Here is a 21,146-nt window from a genome sequence, read left to right as displayed (position 1 = left end):
CAGCGGCCGCAGTCAGGCCTGCAGCAGCGCCTCGATGTCACGGCGCAGGTCCCGGAAGCCCGCGAGCACGCGTTCGGCCTCGGCGGCGCGGGCCTCGTCGTCCCCCTGGGCGGGCTCCGAGACGACCGCCAGCACGTAGGCGCCGCCGACGAATGCGCAGCAGAGGCGGCCGTGACTTGCCTCAATCAAGATCTCACAGGGGCCTCGGCCGCGATCTTGGAACCATGAAGACAGCCGCTCGGCGGCCCGGTCGAGCTGGGCGCCGAGGATCTGGACCTCCAGGGCGGTGGTGCGGTCCTCGTCGAAGACGAGGTCGACGGCGTCGCCCTGGTCGTCGCTGAGCACCGCCCCGCGCACGGCGGTCTCACGCGTGATGTAGTCGGCCAACACGCGGCCGAACTCGCTGAACCCGGAAAAAATCTCGGCCATGCAGTGCGGCCATATTGCGCTGACGGGCTACATCTCGTCATCGCTGCCGGTGCAGGCAGCGATTCCGAGCGCGGTCTGGTACGCGCAGGTGGCGTCGATCAGGCGCTGGCTGACCTCCATGGCCGCCGCCTCGTCCTCGCCGGTGCGCACCAGCTCGGCGTAGGTGTCCCAGTCGGCCAGGTAGGCCTCGGTGTTCATCATCGCCGAGCCCATCCCGGCGACGATGAGCTTGGCGTAGGTGCGCCCCTCGACCGCGCCCTTGTAGCTCGGCGGGATCCCGAGGCCCTCGCTGAACGCCTGGTCGGCGTAGTTGCGGGTGCGCTTGGCGAACGCCTTGTCCATCTCGATGGCGATCAGCGTGCCGCTTACCATCGCCGGGTCGCCGGCCAGCATGCCCTCGATGAGGGCGATGCCGGGGGTGTTGCGGCCCTCCAGGCGGTCGCGCACGATGCCGAACACGCCGAGCGCGCGGGCCGCCAGGGTGGCGTCGACGGCCATGGCGGCGCCGATCGCCTGGCCGACGATGTCGCGGTGGGCGGCCCGGAACAGGGTCTTCTCGATGATCTGCTTGTTCGGGGGGATCCGCCAGTCGTCGATCGCGGTGGCGGGGGGCTCGCCGCTGAGGCCGTCGTGGCCGGCGGCGAAGGCGGCGTCGATGTCGGCGATCATCGGGTCGCCGGCGCCCTCCCAGCCGGTGGTCTGGGCCCGCTCGGCGAGGCTGCGCAGGGCGCCGTCCCACACGCAGTGGGCCTCGTCCCAGGCGGCGTACTTGTCCTCGGCGCCGGTCTCGACGGCCGAGAGGTTGGCGCGCAGCTGGAACATCAGGCTGGTGTACAGGTGGCCCTCGGCGAGCGCGGCGCCGGGGCCGTCGGCGTCGGCCAGGGCGGCCGTGATGGCGCTGTCGTCGTCGCGCTCGTTGGCGGTGTCGAGCGCCTGCACGTAGACCTTGAGGGCGTCGGTGTAGGCGGCAGTGGCGGCGGCGGCGTCGGCGTCGGCGGTGGCGGCGAGGAAGGTCGCGGCCCCCGCCATGGCGTCCTTGCAGGTCTGGCTGGCGTGGTCGCCGAGGGTGTGCGGGTTCAGGTCGCCGCCGGGCTCACCGGTGGTCCCGGCGGTCGGCTCGTCCTCGGTGGTCGTGGGACCCGCCGTCTCGGTGCCCTCGGTCGTCGGCCCGTCGGTGGTCGGCCCGGCAGTCGAGGCGTCGGTGGTGCCGTCCGTCTCCGATTCGTTGCTGGGACAGGCGGCGAGACCGAGCGAGAGGGCGAGTAGGGGAAGGCTGCGCAGGCGCATGAAAGTCTCCTGATGGACGCTTGGAAGCGAACGGAGCCGGTCATAATGAAAAGGAAAATCATTTGCAAGGTCATTCGTTTCCTGTCTCTTGGGGAGAGTTACCTGCTTGACCCCCGTGGGACTGCGGTGCTACAGAACCCGAAAAATGAAAACGATTTTCAATATTGCCCTCGCCGGCATGGCGACGGTCGCGTGGGGCTGCGTGGGCTTCGAGCCGATGCAGCCGGACACGTACGAGGGCGACGGGCTGCCACCGGAGGTCGACCTCTGTGAAGGCTGTCCCGAAGATCAGCCGCTCCGCGGCGAGCTGATGCTGATCGTCAACACCAAGCCGACCGACGGCGGGGCCAACTTCCAGTCCAACTTCCCGCTCGACGACAAGGGCCGGTTCGTCGGCAACGCGCTGTACCTGTACGACCCTTCGAAGCCGTGCGACGCGGGCGGTTGCCTGGCCAAGGTCGGCAACCTGTGGCTGGACGACAAGATGGGCCCGATCTCGATGGCCGACACGTCGCTGCTGCGGTTCACCGTGCGCGACCTGGCCTGGCACGCCGACAAGGGGCTGTGGGGCCTCAGCTACGACCCGCTCAACGACGAGTGGGGCCTGATGACCCTCGGCGTGCCCGACTGGAAGCGCGCCGACAACCGCGTCGAGAGCGTCCGCTACGCCTTCAAGTACGGCGACGTGAAGGACCCGGCGACCGACGGCTGTTACTGGCGCCAGAGCATGACCGGGCTCGAGTTCGTCGGTGACTCGCTGTTCGCCGCCTCGGCCGGCAAGCCCGGCAACGGCCTCGACGCCCGCGGCGCGCTGTTCCTGCTCGACCCGGCGTTCCTGGCCGCGCCCGAGCACTGCGTGCTGCCGAGCGACATCAGCCAGGACCCGATGTACTACGCCTGCGCGCCGATCTGCTCGGTCCACGCCGAGTTCGAGGAGAAGGTGGGCGTCTCCGGGGACATGGCCCCGGGGCCAGACGGCGACGTGCTCGCGCTGGTCCGCGGCGAGATGTCCGAGACGTTCCCCGAGGGCCGGCACGAGCTGCTGCGGGTGGCGGCGACCGGCGACATGCCGGAGCCGCGCGCGTACGGGCCGTTCATCGACGACATCCCGGCCGGCTTCGAGATCGAGGGCCTGGCGCGCGTCCAGGGCGCCCTGTACGGCGTCGGCATCGGCGGCACGGTCTACAAGATCACCGAGCCGACCGCCGAGGCGCCGGGGTCGTGGAAGTTCGCGGTCCACGACGAGCTCGGGCCGCAGTTCACCGATCCCGATCGCAGCCTGCGGATCCGCGGGGCCACGGCCGTCGTCGTGCCCTGAGCCGTCGTGTCGTCGCTCGCGCTCCCACTCGCCCTGCTGCTGGCGACCGACCCTCGCGCGTACGAGGGGCCGGACGCCGCGCCGGACGTACCTGCCCCGGAGGACAGGCCCGATTGGACATTCTCCCAGGGACCTGCCCCGAAGAGCATGCCCGAAGAGCCAGGCGAATCAGCCGAGGCGGGCGAGGCCGCCCCGGTCGCCGGCGCGCCCGTGAGCGCGCCCCCGGCGGCGAGCGGAGGCAAGCTGCTGCCGGGCGAGTCGCGCGACATCGAGGTCACGACCGACCTGCTCGGCCGCTCGAGCCGGGTCGACGCCCACCGCCACGCGGGCGGGCGGCAGGTGGTCGACGTCGACCAGGCGAAGGCCCAGGGCGCGAGCGGGGTGGCGGAGCTGCTCGACAAGGTCCCGGGGGTGCGCGCGGTCGAGGGCGCGTCGGGGCTGTCGACGTCGGCGTCCAAGCTGAACCTCGCGGTCCGCGGCGCCGACCCCCGGCTGTCGGAGCAGGCGACGGTGCTGCTCGACGAGGTGCCGGTGGCGCCGGCGCCGTACGGCGCGCCGTCGATGGTGCTGTTCCCGCTGTCGCTGTTCCAGATCGCCCGCGTCGACACGGTGCGCGGCGGCTCGTCGGTGCGCTTCGGGCCGTGGACGTCGGGCGGCGTGTTCAACATGGTGTCGCACCCGATCCCGAAGAACCCGACGGTGTCGGTGTTCGCCCAGTCGGACCAGTTCGGCGACGCCGGCGCGGCGGCCTCGTACGGCGGCACGCACAAGGGCATCGGGGTGTACGTCGAGTACGCGCCGCGGTTCGGCAAGACGTACCGCGAGCACAGCGAGTTCCAGAGCCACGGCGGGATCGTCAAGTTCGCGGTGCCGGTGACGAAGCGGCTCGAGCTGCTGTCGAGCACGCACCTGTTCTGGGAGAAGACCAACCTGCCGGGCGGCGTCGACTCCGAGACCTACGAGAAGGACCGGTTCGCCAGCAACCGCCCGTACGACACCTTCAACGGCCACCGCGAGGGCACCAGCCTCAAGCTGCACTGGCGGCCCAAGGCCGAGCACGAGCTGCAGGTGATCGCGTTCTACAGCCACACGCTGCGGCGCGTGGTCCAGGCGACCAACGAGGACCGCAACCTCGGCGCGGCGCCGACGTTCCTGCTCGTGCAACCGCGGGCGTTCGACGTGGTCGGCATCGAGCCGCGCTACGCGTTCCGCGTGCGCCACCGCGGCGGCTTCCACGACCTCTCGATCGGCACGCGTGGGGTGTTCGAGACGGCGCGGATCCGCGGCTTCCGCGTCGAGTTCCCCGACCGCCCCGGCGACAAGCTCGAGGCCGACGGCGACGCGCGCGTGTGCCCGCGCGGCACGATCCTGCCGGAGGGCTCGCCCAACGCGCTGCGCTGCTTCGACGGCCGGATCGGCGGCTACTCCCTCTACCTCGAGGACAAGATCTACCTGCTCGACACCAAGCTGGTGCTGACCGCCGGCGTGCGGCTCGAGCTGACCAAGCAGAGCTTTTACAACGTGCTCGAGGGCCTGAGCTACCCGCGGCCGCTGTACGGCGGGCCGCTGCCGGCGGCGTCGCTGTGGTACGGCGGCGACCACGTCGGGCTCTACCTCGGCTACGGGCGCTCGTTCGGGGCCCCGAGCTACCTGTCGGGGGCGATCCAGCCGATCAACCCGGGCGAGGCGATGGGCCGGGCGCTGCGCTTCATCAAGCCCGAGCTGGCCGACACCGTCGAGGCCGGCGTGAAGCTGATGGAGCTCGGCGGGGTGTACGCGACCGTCGACGGCTGGTACCGCTACTTCAACAACCTGCGCGACGAGGGCGAGAACGCGATCGACATCATCCCGGCGGCCCACACCTACGGCGCCGAGGTCGACCTCGAGTGGCTGCCCGGCGAGGTGTGGGAGAAGGTCGACGGGCTCGAGCTCAACGTCGGCTACGCGTACAACGGCAGCCGCGTGCTGCGCGACCTCTACAGCGGCAACCGCATGCCGTGGTACCCGGCGCACGAGGTGTGGGGCTCGGCCAGCTACGAGGCGCCGTTCGGCCTGCGCGTCGGCACCAAGGTCGAGTTCGTCGACCGGCAGTACACCGACTACGCCAACTGGGACGCCCCGCGCGCGACCGGCGAGGTCGGGACGATGCCCGCCTACACGCTGATGGGCGCGTGGCTCGGCTACCGCGCCAGCTTGCCCGCGGGCTGGCGGCTCGAGGCGACCGTCGGCGTCAAGAACCTGCTGAACGAGCAGTGGTTCACCCGCTCCGACGACATCAACGGCGGCATCCTGGCCATGCGCCCGCGCACCTTCTACTTCAACCTGGGCTTCGCCCACGAGTGGATCCGCGGCAAGGCCGGCGAGCAGGCCCGCACCAGCTGGAAGCGCGGCAAGGTCAACCGCCGGGTCTGGACCGCCGGGGTGCGCCGCGTCGAGCGGTGGTTCTGGCGCACGTGGGGAGCCTTGATGTGAGGACATGTTTTAAGGAGCATGTCCGAAGGAGCATGTCTTCATGAGCATGCGACGCGGCCTGTTCAAGTGGCACCAGGCGGTCGGCGCGACGCTGTCGGCGGTGTTCGCGGTGATCGCGTTGACGGGGGCGATCCTGGTGTTCCGCGGCTGCATGAAGACGCCGCCGCCGTCGGCCCCGGTGGTCGAGCAGCCGCTGCCGTTGATGGAGCTCCTGGCGCGCGCGCAGCGCGAGGCCGGCGACGAGGCGATCACCGACATCGGCCTGGCCACCGAGCCCGACGAGCCGTGGGTGTTCTGGGTCGACGACGACGACGAGACGGTGCTCTACTTCGCCGGCGACGGGGCGCTGATCGAGCGCCGGCGCACCGCTGGCGGCCTGACGCAGCTGCTGTTCAAGCTGCACACGGGCGAGATCATCGGTCTGCCGGGGCAGGCCGTCGCGCTCGCCGCGGGCCTCGGGATGCTCGCGCTGGTCGCCACGGGCCTCGGTATGATCGTCAGCCGCCGCCGCCCGCGCGGCTGAGCGAAAGGACAGACGCGAATGCACCTGGTGCTGCAAGAGCCCGAGATCGAGGGCGTGTCGATCCTGTACAGCGTCGAGCGCCTGGTCGCGCACGTGAAGACGCAGTACCAGGAGGCGATCGTCGCCGACACGAGCGCGTACGGGCGGATCCTGTTCCTCGACGGCCTGGTCCAGTCGGCCGAGGCCGACGAGGCGCTCTACCACGAGGCGCTGGTCCACCCGTCGCTGGTGCTGCACGGCCGGCCGCGGCGGGTGCTGGTCGGCGGGACCGGCGAGGGCGCGGCGCTGCGGGAGATCCTCCGTCACCGCTCGGTCGAGACGATCGTGTCGGTCGACCTCGACGCGGAGGTGGTGGCGCTGTGCAAGGAGCACCTGCCGACGTGGCACGCCGGCAGCCTCGACGATCCGCGGGTCGAGCTGCGCACCGAGGACATCTTCGACACGCTGCGCCAGGCCGCCCCCGGCAGCTTCGACGTCATCGTCCTCGACGTCACCGACCCGACCGACGAGGGGCCGTCGGCGGCGCTGTTCTCGACCCGCTTCTTCGAGCTGGTCCTGCGCGCGCTGGCCGACGACGGGGTGTGCGTGCTGCAGGCCGGCGAGCTCGACCCGCTCGACCTCAAGCTGGCCCGCACGGTCCGCAGCACGCTGCAGGCGGTGTTCCCCCACGTCCGCTTCGCCCACGGCTTCGTGCCGTCGTTCCACTGCCTGTGGGGCTTCGCCCTGATGTCGCGCCGGCCGCTGGAGGCCGAGCCGCCCGACCTCGCCGCCCGGATCGCCGCGCTCGGCGAGCTGCAGTGGTACACGCCGGTCAGCCACCGCGCGGCGATGGAGCTGCCGCCGATCCTGCGCCGCCGCATCGAGCAGCCGGGGGCGGTGATCACCGGCGACGGCGAGCTGCTGTCCTATACGACAGGGCCCCGGGGACAGGGCGATTAGGCCAGGTTCGGAGGGACATGTCCGTATGGTCTGGAGCCGGACGAACCAGCTGATCGCGGCGGCGGCGGCGAGCCTCGGGGCCCGCGCCGAGCCGCTCGGGCGCGAGCACACCGACTACTTCATGCGCCTGTCGCTCGGGGAGCGGCAGGCGATCGTCAGCAAGACGCGCTCGCCGTTCCTGACGCAGGTGGCCCAGGGGCTGGCCAACAACAAGCACCTGAGCCGCGAGCTGCTGCGCGCGCGGGGGCTGCCGTGCGCCGAAGGGGTGCTGGTCGACGAGGCCGGCGACATCGCGGGGCCTGCCGTGCAGGGGCTGCTGGCGCGCCACGGGCGGCTGGTGGTCAAGCCCAACTGGGGCAACCGCGGGGTCGGGGTGGCGACCGACGTGCGCGACCTGGCGACGCTGGCGCGCGCGCGCGCCCGGGCTCGCGCGATCGACCTCGACGAGGAGGTGCTGGTCGAGCCGTTCATCCCCGGGACCAACTTGCGGGTGGCGGTGATCGGCGGCCAGACGATCGCGGCGGTCGAGGTGGTGCGGCCGAAGCTCGCGGCCGGCAGCAGCGCCGAGGCGCAGGTGGCGGCGCTGAACGGCGACGCGCGGCGCGGGACGTGGGCGGCGCCGAGCCTCTGTCCCATGGACCAGATCGAGATCGAGGAGGATCTAGAAGGCCACCTCGAGGTGTACGGGCTGGAGCTCGATGGGCCGATCCCCGCCGGGCGCGAGGTCGAGATCACGGGCGAGGAGTTGGCGGTGATCGATCGGACCGACGAGGTCGATCCGCAGTGGCTGGCGGTCGCGGCGTCGGCGTGCGATCTGCTGGGGGTCGACGTCGGCGGGGTCGATCTTCGCGGGCCCATGACCGCGTTCACGCGCCCTCCCGCCGAGGCCGCGGGGGCGGCGCTGCTGCTCGAGGTCAACGTGGTGCCGGCGCTGCACCTGCACGCGCTGCCGACGGAGGGGCGCCCGCGGCCGGTGTTCGCGGCGTTCGTCGCCTACTGCCTGCAGCTGCCGGGTGCGCCGCCGCCCTGCGCCGTCGTGCGCGTGTAGGGCCGAGCGGCGCGCTCGTGCGGGCGTTCGGCTGCGAGACCCGAGCGAGGCAGCAAGCGGAGCGCCGCGTCGCTTGTCGGGTCCGGCATGGTCGGCTATGCCGCCGATGAAGGGAGTTCTTCTTTTTTAAAAATTACGATGACGTACATGCAACATGGATGGGCGCGTGCAGCGAGCTGTGCAGCGCTGTGGCTGGTGAGCGGCTGCGGTCAGACCGGCGGCACGACCGAGGCGGGCGAGACCGGCGAGACGACCGCGAGCACCGCGGCGACCGCCGACACGAGCTCCGGCAGCACTGCGACGACCGGCTCGGGCGGGCCGACGGAGGGCGGGAACACCGGCGGGGAGACGGAGGCGACGTCGACCAGCGGCGAGACGACGACGACCGGCGAGACGACGTCGACCGGGACCACGACGACGACCGGCGAGACGACGACCACGAGCACGACCGGCGAGACGACGGCCGAGACGACGACGACCGGGACGACCGCGGAGACGACCGGCGAGACGAGCACCGGCGGTAACGTGTGCGACGGCTTCGAGCAGCCGGGCTGCCTCGACAAGGGCTGTCCCGAAGGACAGGAGTGCAATACCGAGGTCGAGTGCGTGCCTTCGGCTTGCCTCTGCGACGAGGAGACGCAGCAGATCGTCTGCACTCCGGACTGCGGCGGCGGCACGTGCGTCGACGCGGCCCTGTGCGACCCGGTCGCCTGCGACCTGTTCTGCGAGTTCGGGTTCCAGAAGGACGAGATGGGCTGTGAGATCTGCGCCTGCAACCCGCCGCCGGGTTGCGGCTGCCAGGCCGACGCCGACTGCGTCAAGGCCAGCCCGGGCTGCTGCTCCTGCAACATGGGCGGCAGCGAGGTGGCGGTCGCCGCGGCCTGCCTCGACCAGCTCGAGCCGTGTCCGCTGCCCCCCGACCAGGTGGCGTGCCCGGCGGTCTACCTTTGCACGGACGCGCAGGCGGTGTGCGTGCAGGGGCAGTGCGTGCTGCAGTAGCGCGGCGCCGGGGCGGGCGTCGCGGGGGCGAGCTCCTGCGGCGGTTCGCCCCGGACGCGGCGGAGCGCCGCGGCTCGAGGACACGTCCTTCGAGAAATGTTCTAAGGGACATGTTCTTTTGAACATGCACTTCCGCAGCGGAGGCTCGGGCCGCTGAGCGGGCGGGCCGCCGCGACGGGGGCGCTGCGGGCGGGCAGCGGGCCGAGCGGAGGCGCCGCGGCGGCGGACCGGCGACGGAAGGCGGCCGGCTCGCGGGCTTGCGCGGGCGGGGGGCCGGGCCACGCTGCGTCGAAGGAGTCCGAAGATGCGATCTCTGCCATTGTCGGTGGTCCTGTCGGCGGCGGCGCTGGCGTGCGACATCCTGCCGTCCGGCGTGGTGGTGCAGGCGGCGGAGGCGGTGCCGATGGCAGCCCCGCCGACCGGGATCGACACGGCCGCCATCGGGGGGCCGTGCGAGGGGTTCAGGCAGCCGGGGTGCGTGCAGTCGGGGTGTCCTGAAGGACAGGTGTGCCAAAAAGGCCCGCAGTGCGTGCCCTCGTTGTGTGCCTGCGATCCTCAGACGGGCCAGACGACCTGCAGCCTCGACTGCGGCGGCGGGGTCTGCGTCGACGCTGCCGCGCAGTGCCAGCCTGTCCTGTGCAAGCTGCTGTGTCCGTTCGGGTTCGACACCGACGAGCGCGGCTGCGAGGTGTGCCAGTGCAAGCAAGAGCCGCGCTGCGCCTGCGTCAACGACGAGGACTGCAGCAAGGTGGTGGGAGGTTGCTGCCCGTGCAGCCTGGGCGGCCACGAGCTGGCGATCGCCACCGATTGCGTCGACCGGCTGGCGCAGTGCCCGGTGCCGCCCGACGAGGTGCCATGCGTGGCGATCGACCAGTGCACGGCCAAGGTCGCGCGCTGCGTCGCCGGCGAGTGCGTGCTGCAGAACTCGTTGTGAGGCGCTCGCCAGAGCGGCGAGGATTTTAAGAGAAAAGAAGGGGCGCTCGTCAGGTGACGGGGGGTGCTCGGCGCTTCGCGGGGCGCTCGGCGCTGGTGAGTGTGTCTGGTGAGGTGACGAGGGCCATTCACGCATGGGGGCGGCGCGACCCGCTGCCACGGACGGTCCGCAGGGTGGGGCGACGCTCGTGAGAACGGGCGTCGGCCCGGCTTCGCGAGAATTTATATGGCTGTAAGAGCATGTCTTAAAAGACATGTCATGCGAGGTCGATCCGGCGCTGCTTCGCGGCGCGCGGGGACGCGCGGATGCGGAGGCGCGGATCGGCGCGGTGGATCGAGCCCCCGCGAGCGCGCGCGGCGGTCTACTCTGGTGCAGTGGCGGAGGGCGTCCGGTGACGGAGGCGAGCGGGCGGCGGTCGCCCGGGGAGTCGGTGCTCGGCGCGCTGCGTGAGCGCCCCGAAGACCAGGACCTCTGGGACAGGTTGCGCGTGCGCCAATTCCCCGGGGCGCGCATCAACCTCGATCCGGGCTCGATCGCCACGCCGGCGCAGGCGGTGCGGGCGGCGATGCAGGGCTTCTGGGACGACGAGCTGTTCGCCTATCCTGACGGACAGGTGCAGCGCGGGCGGGCGGAGCGTCGGCGGGCCCGCGCGCTGGCGGCTGCGCTGTGGGGCGGCGATCCGCCGGCGCTGACGGTCGGGACCCGCGAGGCCCTGCGGACGATCGCGTGCGCGTTGCGCGAGCGGCGGGGGGACGGCGAGACGCCGCTGGTGCTGACGAGCGAGCACGAGCATCCTTCGGCGACGGCGGCGTTCGAGCGAGATTTTCGTACGGCGCTCCTGCCCCACGCGGCGCTGCGCGATCCGGCAGCCGCCGGGGCGATCGCAGCGGCGCAGCGGCCGGCCGTCCTGCTGCTGTCGCAAGTGACATGTACGATCGGGCAGGTCGTCCCGGTGCGGGAGATCGCGGCGGCGGTGCGCGCGGCGGCGCCGGAGGTCTTTGTAATCGTCGACGCGGCGCAGGCAGTCGGTCTGGTGCCGCCGGCGCTGACGGGGGCCGACGTGGTGGTGGCGAGCGGGCACAAGTGGCTGTTCGGACCGCCGGGCGTCGGCTTCGCGTGGACGTCCCCGCGGGCGCGCGCCGAGCTGGCGCTGCTGGCCGGCGACGGCGAGGAGGGCGGAGGGCTCGAGCGGCGCGGGGCGCACGATTTCTCGGTGTATGCAGGGCTGGCCGCGGCGCTCGATCTGCACGCGGCGCTCGGACACGTCGCGCTCAAGCGGAGCCGGACTCTGGCGGCCTGGTCGGCGCGCGAGCTCCACGATCGACTGCTCGCGGCCGGGGTAGCGCATCAATTCTTCGATGCGATGTCCGGCGAGGAGCGCGAGGCGCCGCCGACTGCCGAACAACTGCTGGCGACGGTGAGCGTGGCGCTGCCGGGGATCGACGTCGAGGCGGTGTGCATGGCGCTGCACCCGGCGGGGATCCACCTGCGCTGCGTGATCGATCGCCGCGCGGGCAAGCGAGCGCCGCTGCTGCGGCTGGGCGCCCCCTGCTACGAGAGCACGGCGCGAGTGCGGCGGGCGATCGAGGCGCTGGTGACCGCGGTGGTCGCGAATCGGACCTGAGGCGCGAGCGAAGGAGCGACACGCGCGAGGCATCGCCGCGCGCGGGCGGGCGTGAGAAGGACGCGATGCTCTCTCGTCACGCGAGTGGTTTTCACTCGGTCGGCAAACGCGGCCGGGGTCGAACGCGAGGCCGAGGAGGAAGATGCGACTGATTCGCGGCTCGGTCGACCGCGCGGGCTCATGCGAACATGAGTGAGCTTCGCGGAGCGTCGGCCATCGAGGCGAGGACCGACGGGCTTCATCCGAACATGAAGGAGAGGCCGAGGACGAAGATGCCGCGGCGGCGCTTGTCGGGGAGGATCCGGAGGTCGTAGTCGGCGCCGAGAGCGAGCGCGGCGCCGGGGCCCTTGCCGGTGTTCTTGCCGAGGCGGAAGGCGTAGCCGAGGCCGACCTGACCGCCGTAGCCGGGGGTGCGCGTGGTGACCTCGCGGGCGATGGGGACGTGGCTGATCGCGCCGACGCCGGTGCGGAGATAGAAGCCGCGGGTGACGTTGACCTGGATCATCGCGTCGAGGCCGGCGCCGACCTTCTGGTCCTTGTCGAAGTAGAGCGTCACGTGGGCCATGGTGCCGAGCACGACCGCGGGCGACAGGCGGGCGCCGAGGAGCATGTGCGTGCGCGCGGCCGGCATGGCGTCGTTGCGCAGCGGCACGAGGGCGGGGCGCCAGGCGAACTCGGCGAACGGACCGCGCTTGAAGTCGGTAGCGACCTCGCCCTCACTGGCGCGCGCGGGCCGGGGCGTGATCACGGCGAGGGCGGCGAGGAGGGCGAGGAGGGCCAGCTTGGCGGAGGCCGGCAGGCGGACGGGGCGGGGATAGGCGAGGGCGGTCATGGCAAAACCTGGGGACCCGGCGCACCGCGGAGCGAAGGCTCGCGGTGCGTGCCGGCGGTCCCCCAACGACCGGCCCGCGCGGGCTCTTACAGGGCGCTCAGGCGAGCGCGCGCGTAGGCGTCTGCGGAGAAGCCGACCAGGGCGAGGGCGTCGCGAGTGAAGATCGGGCGCTTGACGAGCAGACCGTCGGCCGCCAGCGCGGCGATCATGGCGTCGTCGTCCATTGTCTTGATCCGCTCGCCGAAGCCGCCGGCGCGGTAGGCCTGGCCGGAGGTGTTGAACAGCTTGCGCGCCGGCAGACCGGAGTTCTGCTGGATCGCGCGCAGCTCGGCGGAGGTCGGCGCGCGGACGGTGAGGTCGACGACGTCGTAGGCGACGTGGTGCGTGTCGAGCCAGCGCCGCGCGTTGCGGCAGGTGTCGCAGCGAGGATGGGCGAAGAGGACGGCCGTCATGGCGCGCGGGACCGTACCACAGGGGCGCTGGCGCGCGCGGACTGGGGAGGTCGCCCGCGCCTGTCCGGAGGACCATGCGCGGCGGTCCGGCCGGAGCTCCGCGGCCGCACCGGGGGCTGGCGCTGCCTAGGCAGCGCCGACGAACGCATGTACAAGAGTTTTTGCCGCGCGTCGCCGGCGCGGTGCCTCCTTCCCGAGTCCGCGTCATGTCCAAGCTCTCGCTCCCCGTCGCCGCTGCTGTGGTCCTCTCGTCGCTCTCGCTGCCGGCGGCGGCGCAAGAGCCGGAGGGCGCGAAGGCGGAGGGATCGATCTCGCTGTCGCCGGCCGGCGCCGAGGCCACGGGCGACACCAAGGCCGGCAAGAAGAAGCGCGAGAAGAAGGCGAAGGATCGCAGCGGGGTGCCGTGGATCAAGCGCTACCGGCCGACGGCGATGTCGGGCGAGTTCGGGATCTTCGCCGGCCTGATGTTCCCGGCCCGCGACCACGAGCTGTACCTGCCGCCGCTGCCGGGCGAGCCGCCCAACTGGCAGCGGTACAAGACGATCGCGCCCGACATCGGCCTGCGCGCGGGCTTCTATCCGCTGTCGTTCCTCGGGCTCGAGCTCGAGGGCGCGATCATGCCGACCCGGACCGAGAACGACGGCAAGGGGGCGGTGCTCGGCGGCTTCCGCGGCTACGCGCTGGCCCAGCTGCCGTACCGGATCTCGCCGTTCGTCCTGATCGGCGCAGGGCTCCTGGGCACGTCGGGCCTCGGCGGCGACGTCGACCCGGTGATCCACTTCGGCGGCGGCGTGAAGTTCTACATCAACAACTATCTCGCGTTGCGCCTCGACGTCCGCGACAACGCGACCGCGCAGTACGGGGTCGACGGCGGTCGCACGCACCACCTCGAGGTGCTGCTCGGGCTGTCGTTCGTGCTGCGCAAGAAGCAGCCGGCGGCCAAGGACGACCCGGACAGCGACGGCGACGGGTTCAAGGACTCGGTCGACAAGTGCCCGACGATCCCGGGCGTGGCGCCCGAAGGCTGTCCGGTGGCGGTCGAGGGCGACGCCGACGGCGACGGCTTCCTCGACTCGGTCGACGCCTGCCCGCAGGAGCCGGGCATCGCGCCCGACGGCTGCCCGGAGAAGGACCGCGACGGCGACGGCTTCGTCGACAGCAAGGACAAGTGCCCCGACGACAAGGGCATCGCGCCCGACGGCTGCCCGCTGCCCGACAAGGACAAGGACGGGATCCCCGACCGCGACGACAAGTGCCCGGCGATCCCGGAGACCCGCAACAACTACCAGGACGACGACGGCTGCGCCGACGAGGTGCCGCGCGCGGTCACCAAGTTCACCGGCGTCATCAAGGGCATCTTCTTCGACAGCGACAAGGACTCGATCAAGAAGGCGTCGAAGTCGACGCTCGACAACGCGGTCAAGGTGCTGAAGGACTTCCCGTCGGTGAAGGTCGAGATCAGCGGTCACACCGACAGCTCCGGCGACCGCGACCACAACGTCGACCTGTCGAAGCGGCGCGCCGACGCGGTCAAGAAGTACATGACCGACAAGGGGATCGACCCCGCGCGGATCACGACCCGCGGCGCCGGCCCCGACGAGCCGATCGCCGACAACAACACCAAGACCGGCAAGGCCAAGAACCGCCGCATCGAGTTCAAGCTGCAGTGAGCCGCGGCCGCCCGCGCGTGCGCTTGGGCCCGCCGCGGGCGTGACTGCGCGGGGCCCCGGATCGGGTATCGTCCCCGGCATGGAAGGCACGCCCTCCGCTCCGGGCCCGATCGAGGAGGCCACGGTCCTCGCCGTCGTCGGCGAGCTCATCTCCGCCGTCGGCGACGGACGCGGCCTCGGCCACCTCAACCTCGACGCGTCGCTCGAGCGCGAGCTCGGCCTCGGCAGCCTCGAGCGCGTCGAGCTGCTCGGCCGCCTCGAGGCCCGCCTCGGGGTGGTGTTCCCCGAGGAGGCGCTCAGCGACGCCGACACGCCGCGCCAGCTGGTCGCGCTGGCCCGCAAGGCGCGCGGAGATGGCGCTTCGGACATGCCCCCGATCGCAGGTCCGAAGGCACATGTCCCCGAGGACCTGTCCCTTCCGACCGACGCACCGGCGCCGGCGCCCGCGGCCGCGCAGACGCTGATCGAGGCGCTCGAGCACCACGTCGCGCACGCGCCGGGGCGGGTCCACGTCATGCTGTTGCGCGAGGACGGGCGCGAGGAGGCGATCACCTACGCGGCGCTGCGGCGCGACGCGGGGCGGGTGGCGGCGGCGCTGCGACGGCGGGGCCTGCGGCCGGGCGGCAAGGTGGCGATCATGCTGCCGACGTCGCGCGGCTACTTCGCGGCGTTCATGGGCGCGCTGCTGGCCGGCGGGGTGCCGGTGCCGCTGTACCCGCCGTTCCGCCTCGACCGGATCGCCGAGTACATCCAGCGCGAGGCGAAGATCCTGGCCAACGCCGAGGCCGAGATGCTGATCACGTTCGCCCGCGCGGCCAGGGTCGCCGAGCTGGTGCGCGACCAGGTGCCGGCGCTCGGGCAGGTGGTCGATGTCGACGAGGCGCTGGCCGACGCCAGCCTCGACACCGCGGTGGCGGCCGACCTGCGCGGCGAGGACACCGCGCTGCTGCAGTACACGTCGGGCAGCACCGGCGACCCCAAGGGCGTCGAGCTCACGCACGCGAACGTGCTCGCCAACATCCGCGCGGCGGCCGAGGGCTGCGCGCTGCGGGCCGGCGACGTGATGGTCAGCTGGCTGCCGCTCTACCACGACATGGGGCTGGTCGGCGGGTGGCTGATGAACCTGTACTTCGGGACACCCACGGTGATCCTGTCGCCGGTGACGTTCCTGGCCCGGCCGGAGCGGTGGCTGCAGGCGTTCTCGCAGTACAGGGGCACGATCTCCTGCGCGCCCAACTTCGCGTTCGACCTGTGCGTCAAGCGAGTGGCGCCCGAGGCGATCGCGCCGCTGCAGCTGGGCCCGATCCGGGCGTTGCTCAACGGCTCGGAGCCGATCCTGGCGAGCACGCTCGACCGCTTCGCGGCTCACCTGGCGCCGGCAGGGTTTCACCGCGAGGCGCTGTTCTGCGCCTACGGCCTGGCCGAGAACATGGTCGCGGTGACGTTCCCGCCGCCCGGCCGCGGACCTCGGGTCGACGAGGTCGAGCGCGCGACGTTCGAGTCGAGCGGCGAGGCGCGACCGGCCGCCGAGGGCGCGCCCGAGAGCGAGGTGCTGCACTTCGTCGGCTGCGGCGCGGCGGTGCCGAACCACGAGGTGCGGATCGCCGACGAGGCCGGGGCGCCGCTGCCGGACCGCCGCCAGGGCCGGATCCTGTTCCGCGGGCCGTCAGCGTTCAAGGGCTACTACCGCAACCCGGAGGCGACCGCGAAGGTGAAGCTGGCCGATGGCTGGGTCGACTCGGGCGACCTCGGTTACCTGGTCGAGGGCGAGCTGTTCATCTCCGGCCGGGTGAAGGACCTGATCATCAAGGGCGGCCGCAACTACTACCCGCACGAGCTCGAGGCCGCGGCCGGGGCGGTGCCGGGGGTGCGCCAGGGCTGCGTGGCGGCGTTCGCAGTGCGCGACGAGGGCAGCGGCACGGAGTCGATCGTGGTGGTCGCGGAGACGAAGGAGGAGCGGCCCGCGGCCCGCGCGGCGCTGCAGCAGAAGATCGGCGAGGCGATCGCAAGCACTGTGGGGATCCCACCCGACCGCGTGGTGCTGACTGCGCCCGGAGCGGTGCCGAAGACGTCGAGCGGGAAGATCCGCCGCGGCGACACGCGCCGGCTGTACCTCGCCGGCGAGCTCGGCCGCGGCCACGGATCGTTCGCCCGCCAGGCCGCGGGGCTGTACCTGCGCGGGCTGCCGCGCCGCGCGAAGGCTCTGGCCGGTCGCGCGGGCGAGGTCGCGTACGGCAGCTTCGCCCTCGGCACCTTCGGCGGCATGCTCGCGGCCTCGACCGCGGCAGGTCGGCTGATCCCGTCGGGCGCGCCGCTGCGCAAGTTCTCGCGCAACGTGGCGCGCGCGACGCTGACGACCATCGGCCTGCGCCCGGAGGTGACTGGCCTCGAGAACATGCCCGAAGGGCCATGTGTCCTGGCGCCCAACCACTGCAGCTACCTCGATCCGTTCGTGCTGCTGGCGGCGCTGCCCGACACGATCCGCTTCGTGGTCAAGGGCGAGTGCCGCGACAATCGGGCGTTCGGGCCGCTGATCCGCCGGGCCGGTCACGTGCTGATCGAGCGTCTGCAGGCGGAGCGGGCGCTGGCGGGGCTCGAGGCGGTGGCCGAGGTGCTGCGCGCGGGGGCGCCGGTGGTGGTGTTCCCGGAGGGCACGTTCAGCCGCGAGGCGGGGCTGCGGCCGTTCAAGCTCGGCGCGTTCCGCCTGGCCGCCGAGCTCGGCGTGCCGGTGGTGCCGATCGCGCTGCGCGGCACTCGCAGCGCCCTGCACGATGGGACATGGCTCCCGCGACATGTCCCGATCGAGGTGCAGGTGCTGCCGGCCCTCGCGCCGGAGGGCAAGACGCTCGTTGACATCGTCCGCCTGCGCGACCGCACCGCCGACGCGATCGCGGCCCACATCGACGAGCCGCGCCTGCACGCAGTGATGGTGGCGGGGATCCAGGGCCTCGACCCCAGCGAGCGCGGCTGAGGCGAGCGCCGACGAGGTCGCCGGGCCGGCTCGCCGGCTCGGGTTCGCCGAGCTCCAGGCGCGGCGAGCGAGCCGAGCGCTGCGCCTCCAGGAATTGCTCGAGGCGCGGCGACGGATGAGACGGCCGCGCGGAGATCTCGAACGCTCCGCGGGGCAGGCGAGGGCGCAGCTCGGCGGCGCTGGATGACGCGTAAAGGTCGGGCAGTGTCCGGGGGAAGTTGCCGCGTCGCGTGAGTCTGGTTTGCGCAGGCCGCTGCACGCGACACGCGAGGTCTCCGTGAGCGCCGCGGATAGGACCGCAAGGAAAAGGATGCGGACCCGACTCGGCAGCGGAGACGGTTGGTCAAAGTCGAAGAAGGTCGGTCACCGAAGCGATGACAGGAGATGGCTCGCGTCTTGCTGTCGCTTCGCGGGCGAGGCGAGCTGCATCATTCGGGCCGCGGGGCTTGTCGGTGGATCCATGGGGCCACGTGTTCGGCGGACCCGCCGCCGCCGGACACATGACCGTTGGGCCACGTGACATGAAGCGCATCGCCGGGTTGTTGAAACGCTGTGCGGGCGGGCTTAGCGTGGGGGCGTGTCCGTCACGACGCGCCGCTCGCTGTTGAAGGCCGCTCCTGCTCTGGTGCTCGCCGGCTGTACGCCGCCGGCCATCACCACGCCGCTGGTGAAGAAGAGCGCGACCGTGCGGGACGTGACTGCGGTGCACGAGTTTCACCCGTCGCGCGACGGGGCCGGCGTCACGATCCGGCGGGCGCTCGGGCACCGCGGGTTGCCGGCGCTGGATCCGTTCCTGATGCTCGACGAGATCCGCAGCGATCGCCCCGACGAGTACCAGGCCGGCTTCCCCGAGCACCCGCACCGCGGCTTCGAGACGGTCTCGTACGTGCTCGCGGGGGCGTTCGAGCACCGCGACAGCGTCGGTAACCACGGGCGGATCGGGGCCGGGGCGGCGCAGTGGATGACCGCGGGCCGCGGGATCGTGCACGAGGAGATGCCGCGCCAGCAGGACGGCGGGCAGCTGTGGGCCTTCCAGCTGTGGGTCAACTTGCCGGCGGCGGAGAAGATGACGAAGCCCCGCTACCAGGAGCTCGGGCCGGAGACGATCCCGTCGTTGACCGTCGACGACGCGCAGGTGCGCCTGGTCGCCGGCGAGCTGGCCGGCAAGCGCGGGCCGGTCGACGGGGTGACGGTGAAGCCGATGCTGATGGACGTGAGCCTCGCGGCCGGCGCGGCCATGCGTCAGCACATCGCCTGCGACCTCTGCTCGTCGTTCGCCTACGTGCTCGAGGGGGCGGCGCGGCTTGGCAGCGACGGCCGCGAATTGCTCAAGGGACAGGTCGGCGTGCTCGGCCACGGCAACACTCTGGCGATCTCGAGCGACGCGGGGGCGCGCCTCCTGGTGCTCGCCGGCCGGCCCTTGGGCGAGCCGGTGGCCCGCCGCGGGCCGTTCGTGATGAACACCGACGAGGAGCTGCGGCAGGCGTTCGCCGACTACCGCTCCGGCCGCCTGCTCGGCTGAGCGACGTGGCCCGAGGGGCATGTCCGTCAGGGCATGTCTCTTCGCGCATGCCCCGAGGGGCATGCGTTCACTCCGCGGCTTCGACGCCGTGGAAGGCGATCGGCAGGGTGACGGTGAAGGTCGAGCCCTGGCCGGGGGCGCTGTGGGCCTCGATGCCGCCCTGCATCATCTCGGCGTAGTGGCGGCTGATCGACAGGCCGAGGCCGGTGCCGCCGTACTTGCGGGTGGTCGACTCGTCGGCCTGGCGGAACGGCTGGAACAGCTCCTCGAGGCGGGCGGGGTCGATGCCGATGCCCGTGTCCTGCACGGCGACGACGAGCTGCTCGCCGCGCGGGCCGGCCTCGCGCGAGACCTTGAGGCCGACGACGCCGCGGTGGGTGAACTTGCAGGCGTTGCTGAGCAGGTTGATGATGATCTGCTTGACCTTGGTGCGGTCGAGGGCGACGGCGCCGAGGCCGGGGCGGGCGGCGAGCTCGAGCCGGTTGTCGTTCTTGCGCGCGAGCGGCTCGATGGTGGCGATGACCTCCTGGACCAGCTCGTCGACCGCGAAGGACTCGACGAACAGCTCCATCTTGCCGGCCTCGATCTTGGAGACGTCGAGGATGTCGTTGATGAGGTCGAGGAGGTGGCGGGCGGCGCCGCGGATCTTGCCGAGATCGCCGAGGTCGAGCGGGACCCCGTCGTCGCTGCTCTCGTCCTCGAGCAGCTCGCTGTAGCCGATGATGGCGTTGAGCGGGGTCCGCAGCTCATGGCTCATGTTGGCCAAGAAGGCGCTCTTGGCCCGGCTGGCGTCGATCGCCGAGTCGCGCGCCGAGACCAGCTGGCTGTTCAGGAGGTGCAGCTGCTGGTTCAGCCGCTCGAGCTCGGCGGTGCGCTCGCGGACCCGCTGCTCGAGCTCGTCGTGGGCCTCGCGCAGGGCCAGCTGGGCCCGCTTCTGCTCGGTGATGTCGGTCAGGACGGCCAGCAGGTGGTCGCGGTTCTGCAGGCGGAAGCGGGCGCCCCGCAGCTCGACGACGTAGGCCTTGCCGTCGCGCGCGGTGGCTGTCCCTTCGGACAGGAAGTGGCCGTGGCCGTGGACGGCCGCGCGCATGCGGGCGAACAGGTCGGGGCCGCCCGAGGCCGCCACCAGGTCGGCGAAGCGCCGGCCGGCGAGGTCGTCGCGCGAGCAGCGGAACAGCCGCGAGGCGGCCGGGTTGGCCTGCACGACGACGCCGGTCTCGGCGTCGAGGATCAGCAGGGCGTTGGTGCCGGCCTCGAAGATCCCGCGGTACTGCTCCTCGCGGCTGCGCAGCTCGTCCTCCTGCTGCTTGCGCGAGAAGAAGCCGGGGATCTCGTAGCGGGTGATGCGACCGGCGAGGTGCGGCTGGCCGTGGAGGTAGGCGTCGATGCAGCCCTCGATCCGCGACGGGTGGGCCATGATGAAGCGGCAGTGCTCGTCGCCCTTGGCCCGGCAGAGGATCTCCGTCGCCACCAGCGGCACGCCGAAGCTGGCCTCGCACCAACCCGAGGAGTAGCCGGCGTTCATCACGCACACCGGAAAGTCGGTGCGCTTGCCGGCGTCGATCCACGAGTCCGACTCGAACGAGTAGGGGTGGTCGTAGAGGAGGTAGAAGCTCTCGTCCGGGACCGGACGACTGTCGGGCGAGATGTCCACGAAGGCCCAGCCCGAGTGCGAGAAGTGGACCGGCCCCGCGGACAGCCGGGCGATCGGATCTTGCAAATGCATGCGCTCGGCGAAGTCGTTGGCGTCGGCCAGACCCATGGCGTGAGCGATGTCGAACAAGAGGCTACGGGCGACCCCCAGGGCTTCGTCCTGACCCTTGTCGCGGTACAGCCGCTGGACCATCTCGAAGAACTCGACCGACATGGCCCGAGCCCGCACGAGCATGTAGCGCTGGCCGAAGACCTCGATCCGGCCCTTGTCGGGGATGTCACTCCGCTCGGCGAAGATCCGCCCCACGAACTCCTGCGCCTGTTCGAACAGCGGCTCGAAGTGCGGCGGGACACGAACGGTCTTCAGCACGCTGCGCGATCATACGCATCGGCGATCGACGTCGGCAAGCGAGGCTGCCAGACCGCACCGGATCGACGATCGGGGGCAACTGGCCGCGAACCGGGGTTCGCCG

The 21,146-nt window shown here is 71.9% G+C and carries 16 protein-coding genes; 11 read left to right on the top strand and 5 right to left on the bottom strand.

Going from position 1 to position 21,146, the window contains the following annotated elements:
• Positions 1–12: 12 nt before the first annotated feature.
• Together OV090_RS32245 and OV090_RS32240 are read right to left on the bottom strand one after the other, a co-directional pair.
• Positions 13–429: a hypothetical protein gene (locus tag OV090_RS32245; protein ID WP_267708504.1), complete on the bottom strand. Its 417-nt coding sequence runs from the start codon at positions 427–429 to the stop codon at positions 13–15.
• 27 nt (positions 430–456) lie between these two features.
• On the bottom strand, positions 457–1,716 hold the full coding sequence (locus tag OV090_RS32240) for a hypothetical protein (RefSeq protein WP_267708503.1): 1,260 nt from the start codon (positions 1,714–1,716) through the stop codon (positions 457–459).
• Between the two features lie 145 nt (positions 1,717–1,861).
• Here OV090_RS32240 and OV090_RS32235 point away from each other — a divergent pair, with 145 nt between their 5' ends.
• The 8 genes from OV090_RS32235 (at position 1,862) to OV090_RS32200 (ending at position 11,573) form a co-directional block, all read left to right on the top strand.
• Positions 1,862–3,034 carry a hypothetical protein gene (locus OV090_RS32235; protein ID WP_267708502.1) on the top strand — a complete coding sequence of 391 codons (1,173 nt, stop codon included), beginning with the start codon at positions 1,862–1,864 and terminating at the stop codon, positions 3,032–3,034.
• Between the two features lie 147 nt (positions 3,035–3,181).
• Positions 3,182–5,506, top strand: a complete 2,325-nt coding sequence (locus OV090_RS32230; RefSeq protein WP_267708501.1) for a TonB-dependent receptor — start codon at positions 3,182–3,184, stop codon at positions 5,504–5,506.
• A 40-nt stretch (positions 5,507–5,546) separates the two neighbouring features.
• Entirely contained in the window at positions 5,547–6,029 is a 483-nt protein-coding gene (locus OV090_RS32225) for a PepSY-associated TM helix domain-containing protein (protein ID WP_267708500.1), read from the top strand.
• Positions 6,030–6,047: 18 nt separating this feature from the next.
• Complete coding sequence (locus OV090_RS32220; protein ID WP_267708499.1) at positions 6,048–6,968, top strand: methyltransferase domain-containing protein; 921 nt, start codon at positions 6,048–6,050, stop codon at positions 6,966–6,968.
• A gap of 25 nt (positions 6,969–6,993) precedes the next feature.
• Positions 6,994–8,016: a hypothetical protein gene (locus OV090_RS32215; protein WP_267708498.1), complete on the top strand. Its 1,023-nt coding sequence runs from the start codon at positions 6,994–6,996 to the stop codon at positions 8,014–8,016.
• An 87-nt stretch (positions 8,017–8,103) separates the two neighbouring features.
• On the top strand, positions 8,104–9,015 hold the full coding sequence (locus OV090_RS32210) for a hypothetical protein (RefSeq protein ID WP_267708497.1): 912 nt from the start codon (positions 8,104–8,106) through the stop codon (positions 9,013–9,015).
• Positions 9,016–9,319: 304 nt separating this feature from the next.
• Positions 9,320–9,949, top strand: coding sequence for a hypothetical protein (locus tag OV090_RS32205; protein WP_267708496.1), 630 nt, complete (start codon positions 9,320–9,322; stop codon positions 9,947–9,949).
• 391 nt (positions 9,950–10,340) lie between these two features.
• Positions 10,341–11,573, top strand: a complete 1,233-nt coding sequence (locus OV090_RS32200; protein WP_267708495.1) for an aminotransferase class V-fold PLP-dependent enzyme — start codon at positions 10,341–10,343, stop codon at positions 11,571–11,573.
• A 238-nt stretch (positions 11,574–11,811) separates the two neighbouring features.
• Here OV090_RS32200 and OV090_RS32195 read toward each other — a convergent pair whose 3' ends face one another.
• Positions 11,812–12,405 carry a hypothetical protein gene (locus OV090_RS32195; RefSeq protein ID WP_267708494.1) on the bottom strand — a complete coding sequence of 198 codons (594 nt, stop codon included), beginning with the start codon at positions 12,403–12,405 and terminating at the stop codon, positions 11,812–11,814.
• Between the two features lie 86 nt (positions 12,406–12,491).
• Positions 12,492–12,857 (bottom strand): Spx/MgsR family RNA polymerase-binding regulatory protein, encoded by a 366-nt coding sequence (locus OV090_RS32190; RefSeq protein ID WP_267708493.1) that lies wholly within the window; start codon positions 12,855–12,857, stop codon positions 12,492–12,494.
• Positions 12,858–13,063: 206 nt separating this feature from the next.
• Here OV090_RS32190 and OV090_RS32185 point away from each other — a divergent pair, with 206 nt between their 5' ends.
• The 3 genes from OV090_RS32185 (at position 13,064) to OV090_RS32175 (ending at position 19,020) form a co-directional block, all read left to right on the top strand.
• Positions 13,064–14,527 (top strand): OmpA family protein, encoded by a 1,464-nt coding sequence (locus tag OV090_RS32185; RefSeq protein WP_267708492.1) that lies wholly within the window; start codon positions 13,064–13,066, stop codon positions 14,525–14,527.
• Between the two features lie 79 nt (positions 14,528–14,606).
• Positions 14,607–17,498 (top strand): AMP-binding protein, encoded by a 2,892-nt coding sequence (locus tag OV090_RS32180; protein ID WP_267708491.1) that lies wholly within the window; start codon positions 14,607–14,609, stop codon positions 17,496–17,498.
• A 577-nt stretch (positions 17,499–18,075) separates the two neighbouring features.
• Positions 18,076–19,020, top strand: coding sequence for a pirin family protein (locus OV090_RS32175; RefSeq protein ID WP_267708490.1), 945 nt, complete (start codon positions 18,076–18,078; stop codon positions 19,018–19,020).
• A gap of 67 nt (positions 19,021–19,087) precedes the next feature.
• On the opposite strand, the gene OV090_RS32170 is transcribed toward OV090_RS32175, so the two are convergent.
• Entirely contained in the window at positions 19,088–21,043 is a 1,956-nt protein-coding gene (locus OV090_RS32170; RefSeq protein ID WP_267708489.1) for an ATP-binding protein, read from the bottom strand.
• Positions 21,044–21,146 lie beyond the last annotated feature (103 nt).

The organism is Nannocystis sp. RBIL2 (assembly GCF_026626745.1).
Taxonomy (GTDB): Bacteria; Myxococcota_A; Polyangia; order Nannocystales; family Nannocystaceae; genus Nannocystis.
Note: the sequence above shows the minus strand (reverse complement) of the source record. Positions and strands in the feature narration are given on the sequence as shown.

Excerpts from the sequence above, each read along its gene's own strand:
- OV090_RS32245 (WP_267708504.1), bottom strand. The coding sequence starts at position 429 with ATGGCCGAGATTTTTTCCGGGTTCAGCGAGTTCGGCCGCGTGTTGGCC.
- OV090_RS32240 (WP_267708503.1), bottom strand. The coding sequence starts at position 1,716 with ATGCGCCTGCGCAGCCTTCCCCTACTCGCCCTCTCGCTCGGTCTCGCC.
- OV090_RS32235 (WP_267708502.1), top strand. The coding sequence starts at position 1,862 with ATGAAAACGATTTTCAATATTGCCCTCGCCGGCATGGCGACGGTCGCG.
- OV090_RS32230 (WP_267708501.1), top strand. The coding sequence starts at position 3,182 with ATGCCCGAAGAGCCAGGCGAATCAGCCGAGGCGGGCGAGGCCGCCCCG.
- OV090_RS32225 (WP_267708500.1), top strand. The coding sequence starts at position 5,547 with ATGAGCATGCGACGCGGCCTGTTCAAGTGGCACCAGGCGGTCGGCGCG.
- OV090_RS32220 (WP_267708499.1), top strand. The coding sequence starts at position 6,048 with ATGCACCTGGTGCTGCAAGAGCCCGAGATCGAGGGCGTGTCGATCCTG.
- OV090_RS32215 (WP_267708498.1), top strand. The coding sequence starts at position 6,994 with ATGGTCTGGAGCCGGACGAACCAGCTGATCGCGGCGGCGGCGGCGAGC.
- OV090_RS32210 (WP_267708497.1), top strand. The coding sequence starts at position 8,104 with ATGGTCGGCTATGCCGCCGATGAAGGGAGTTCTTCTTTTTTAAAAATT.
- OV090_RS32205 (WP_267708496.1), top strand. The coding sequence starts at position 9,320 with ATGCGATCTCTGCCATTGTCGGTGGTCCTGTCGGCGGCGGCGCTGGCG.
- OV090_RS32195 (WP_267708494.1), bottom strand. The coding sequence starts at position 12,405 with ATGACCGCCCTCGCCTATCCCCGCCCCGTCCGCCTGCCGGCCTCCGCC.
- OV090_RS32190 (WP_267708493.1), bottom strand. The coding sequence starts at position 12,857 with ATGACGGCCGTCCTCTTCGCCCATCCTCGCTGCGACACCTGCCGCAAC.
- OV090_RS32185 (WP_267708492.1), top strand. The coding sequence starts at position 13,064 with ATGTCCAAGCTCTCGCTCCCCGTCGCCGCTGCTGTGGTCCTCTCGTCG.
- OV090_RS32180 (WP_267708491.1), top strand. The coding sequence starts at position 14,607 with ATGGAAGGCACGCCCTCCGCTCCGGGCCCGATCGAGGAGGCCACGGTC.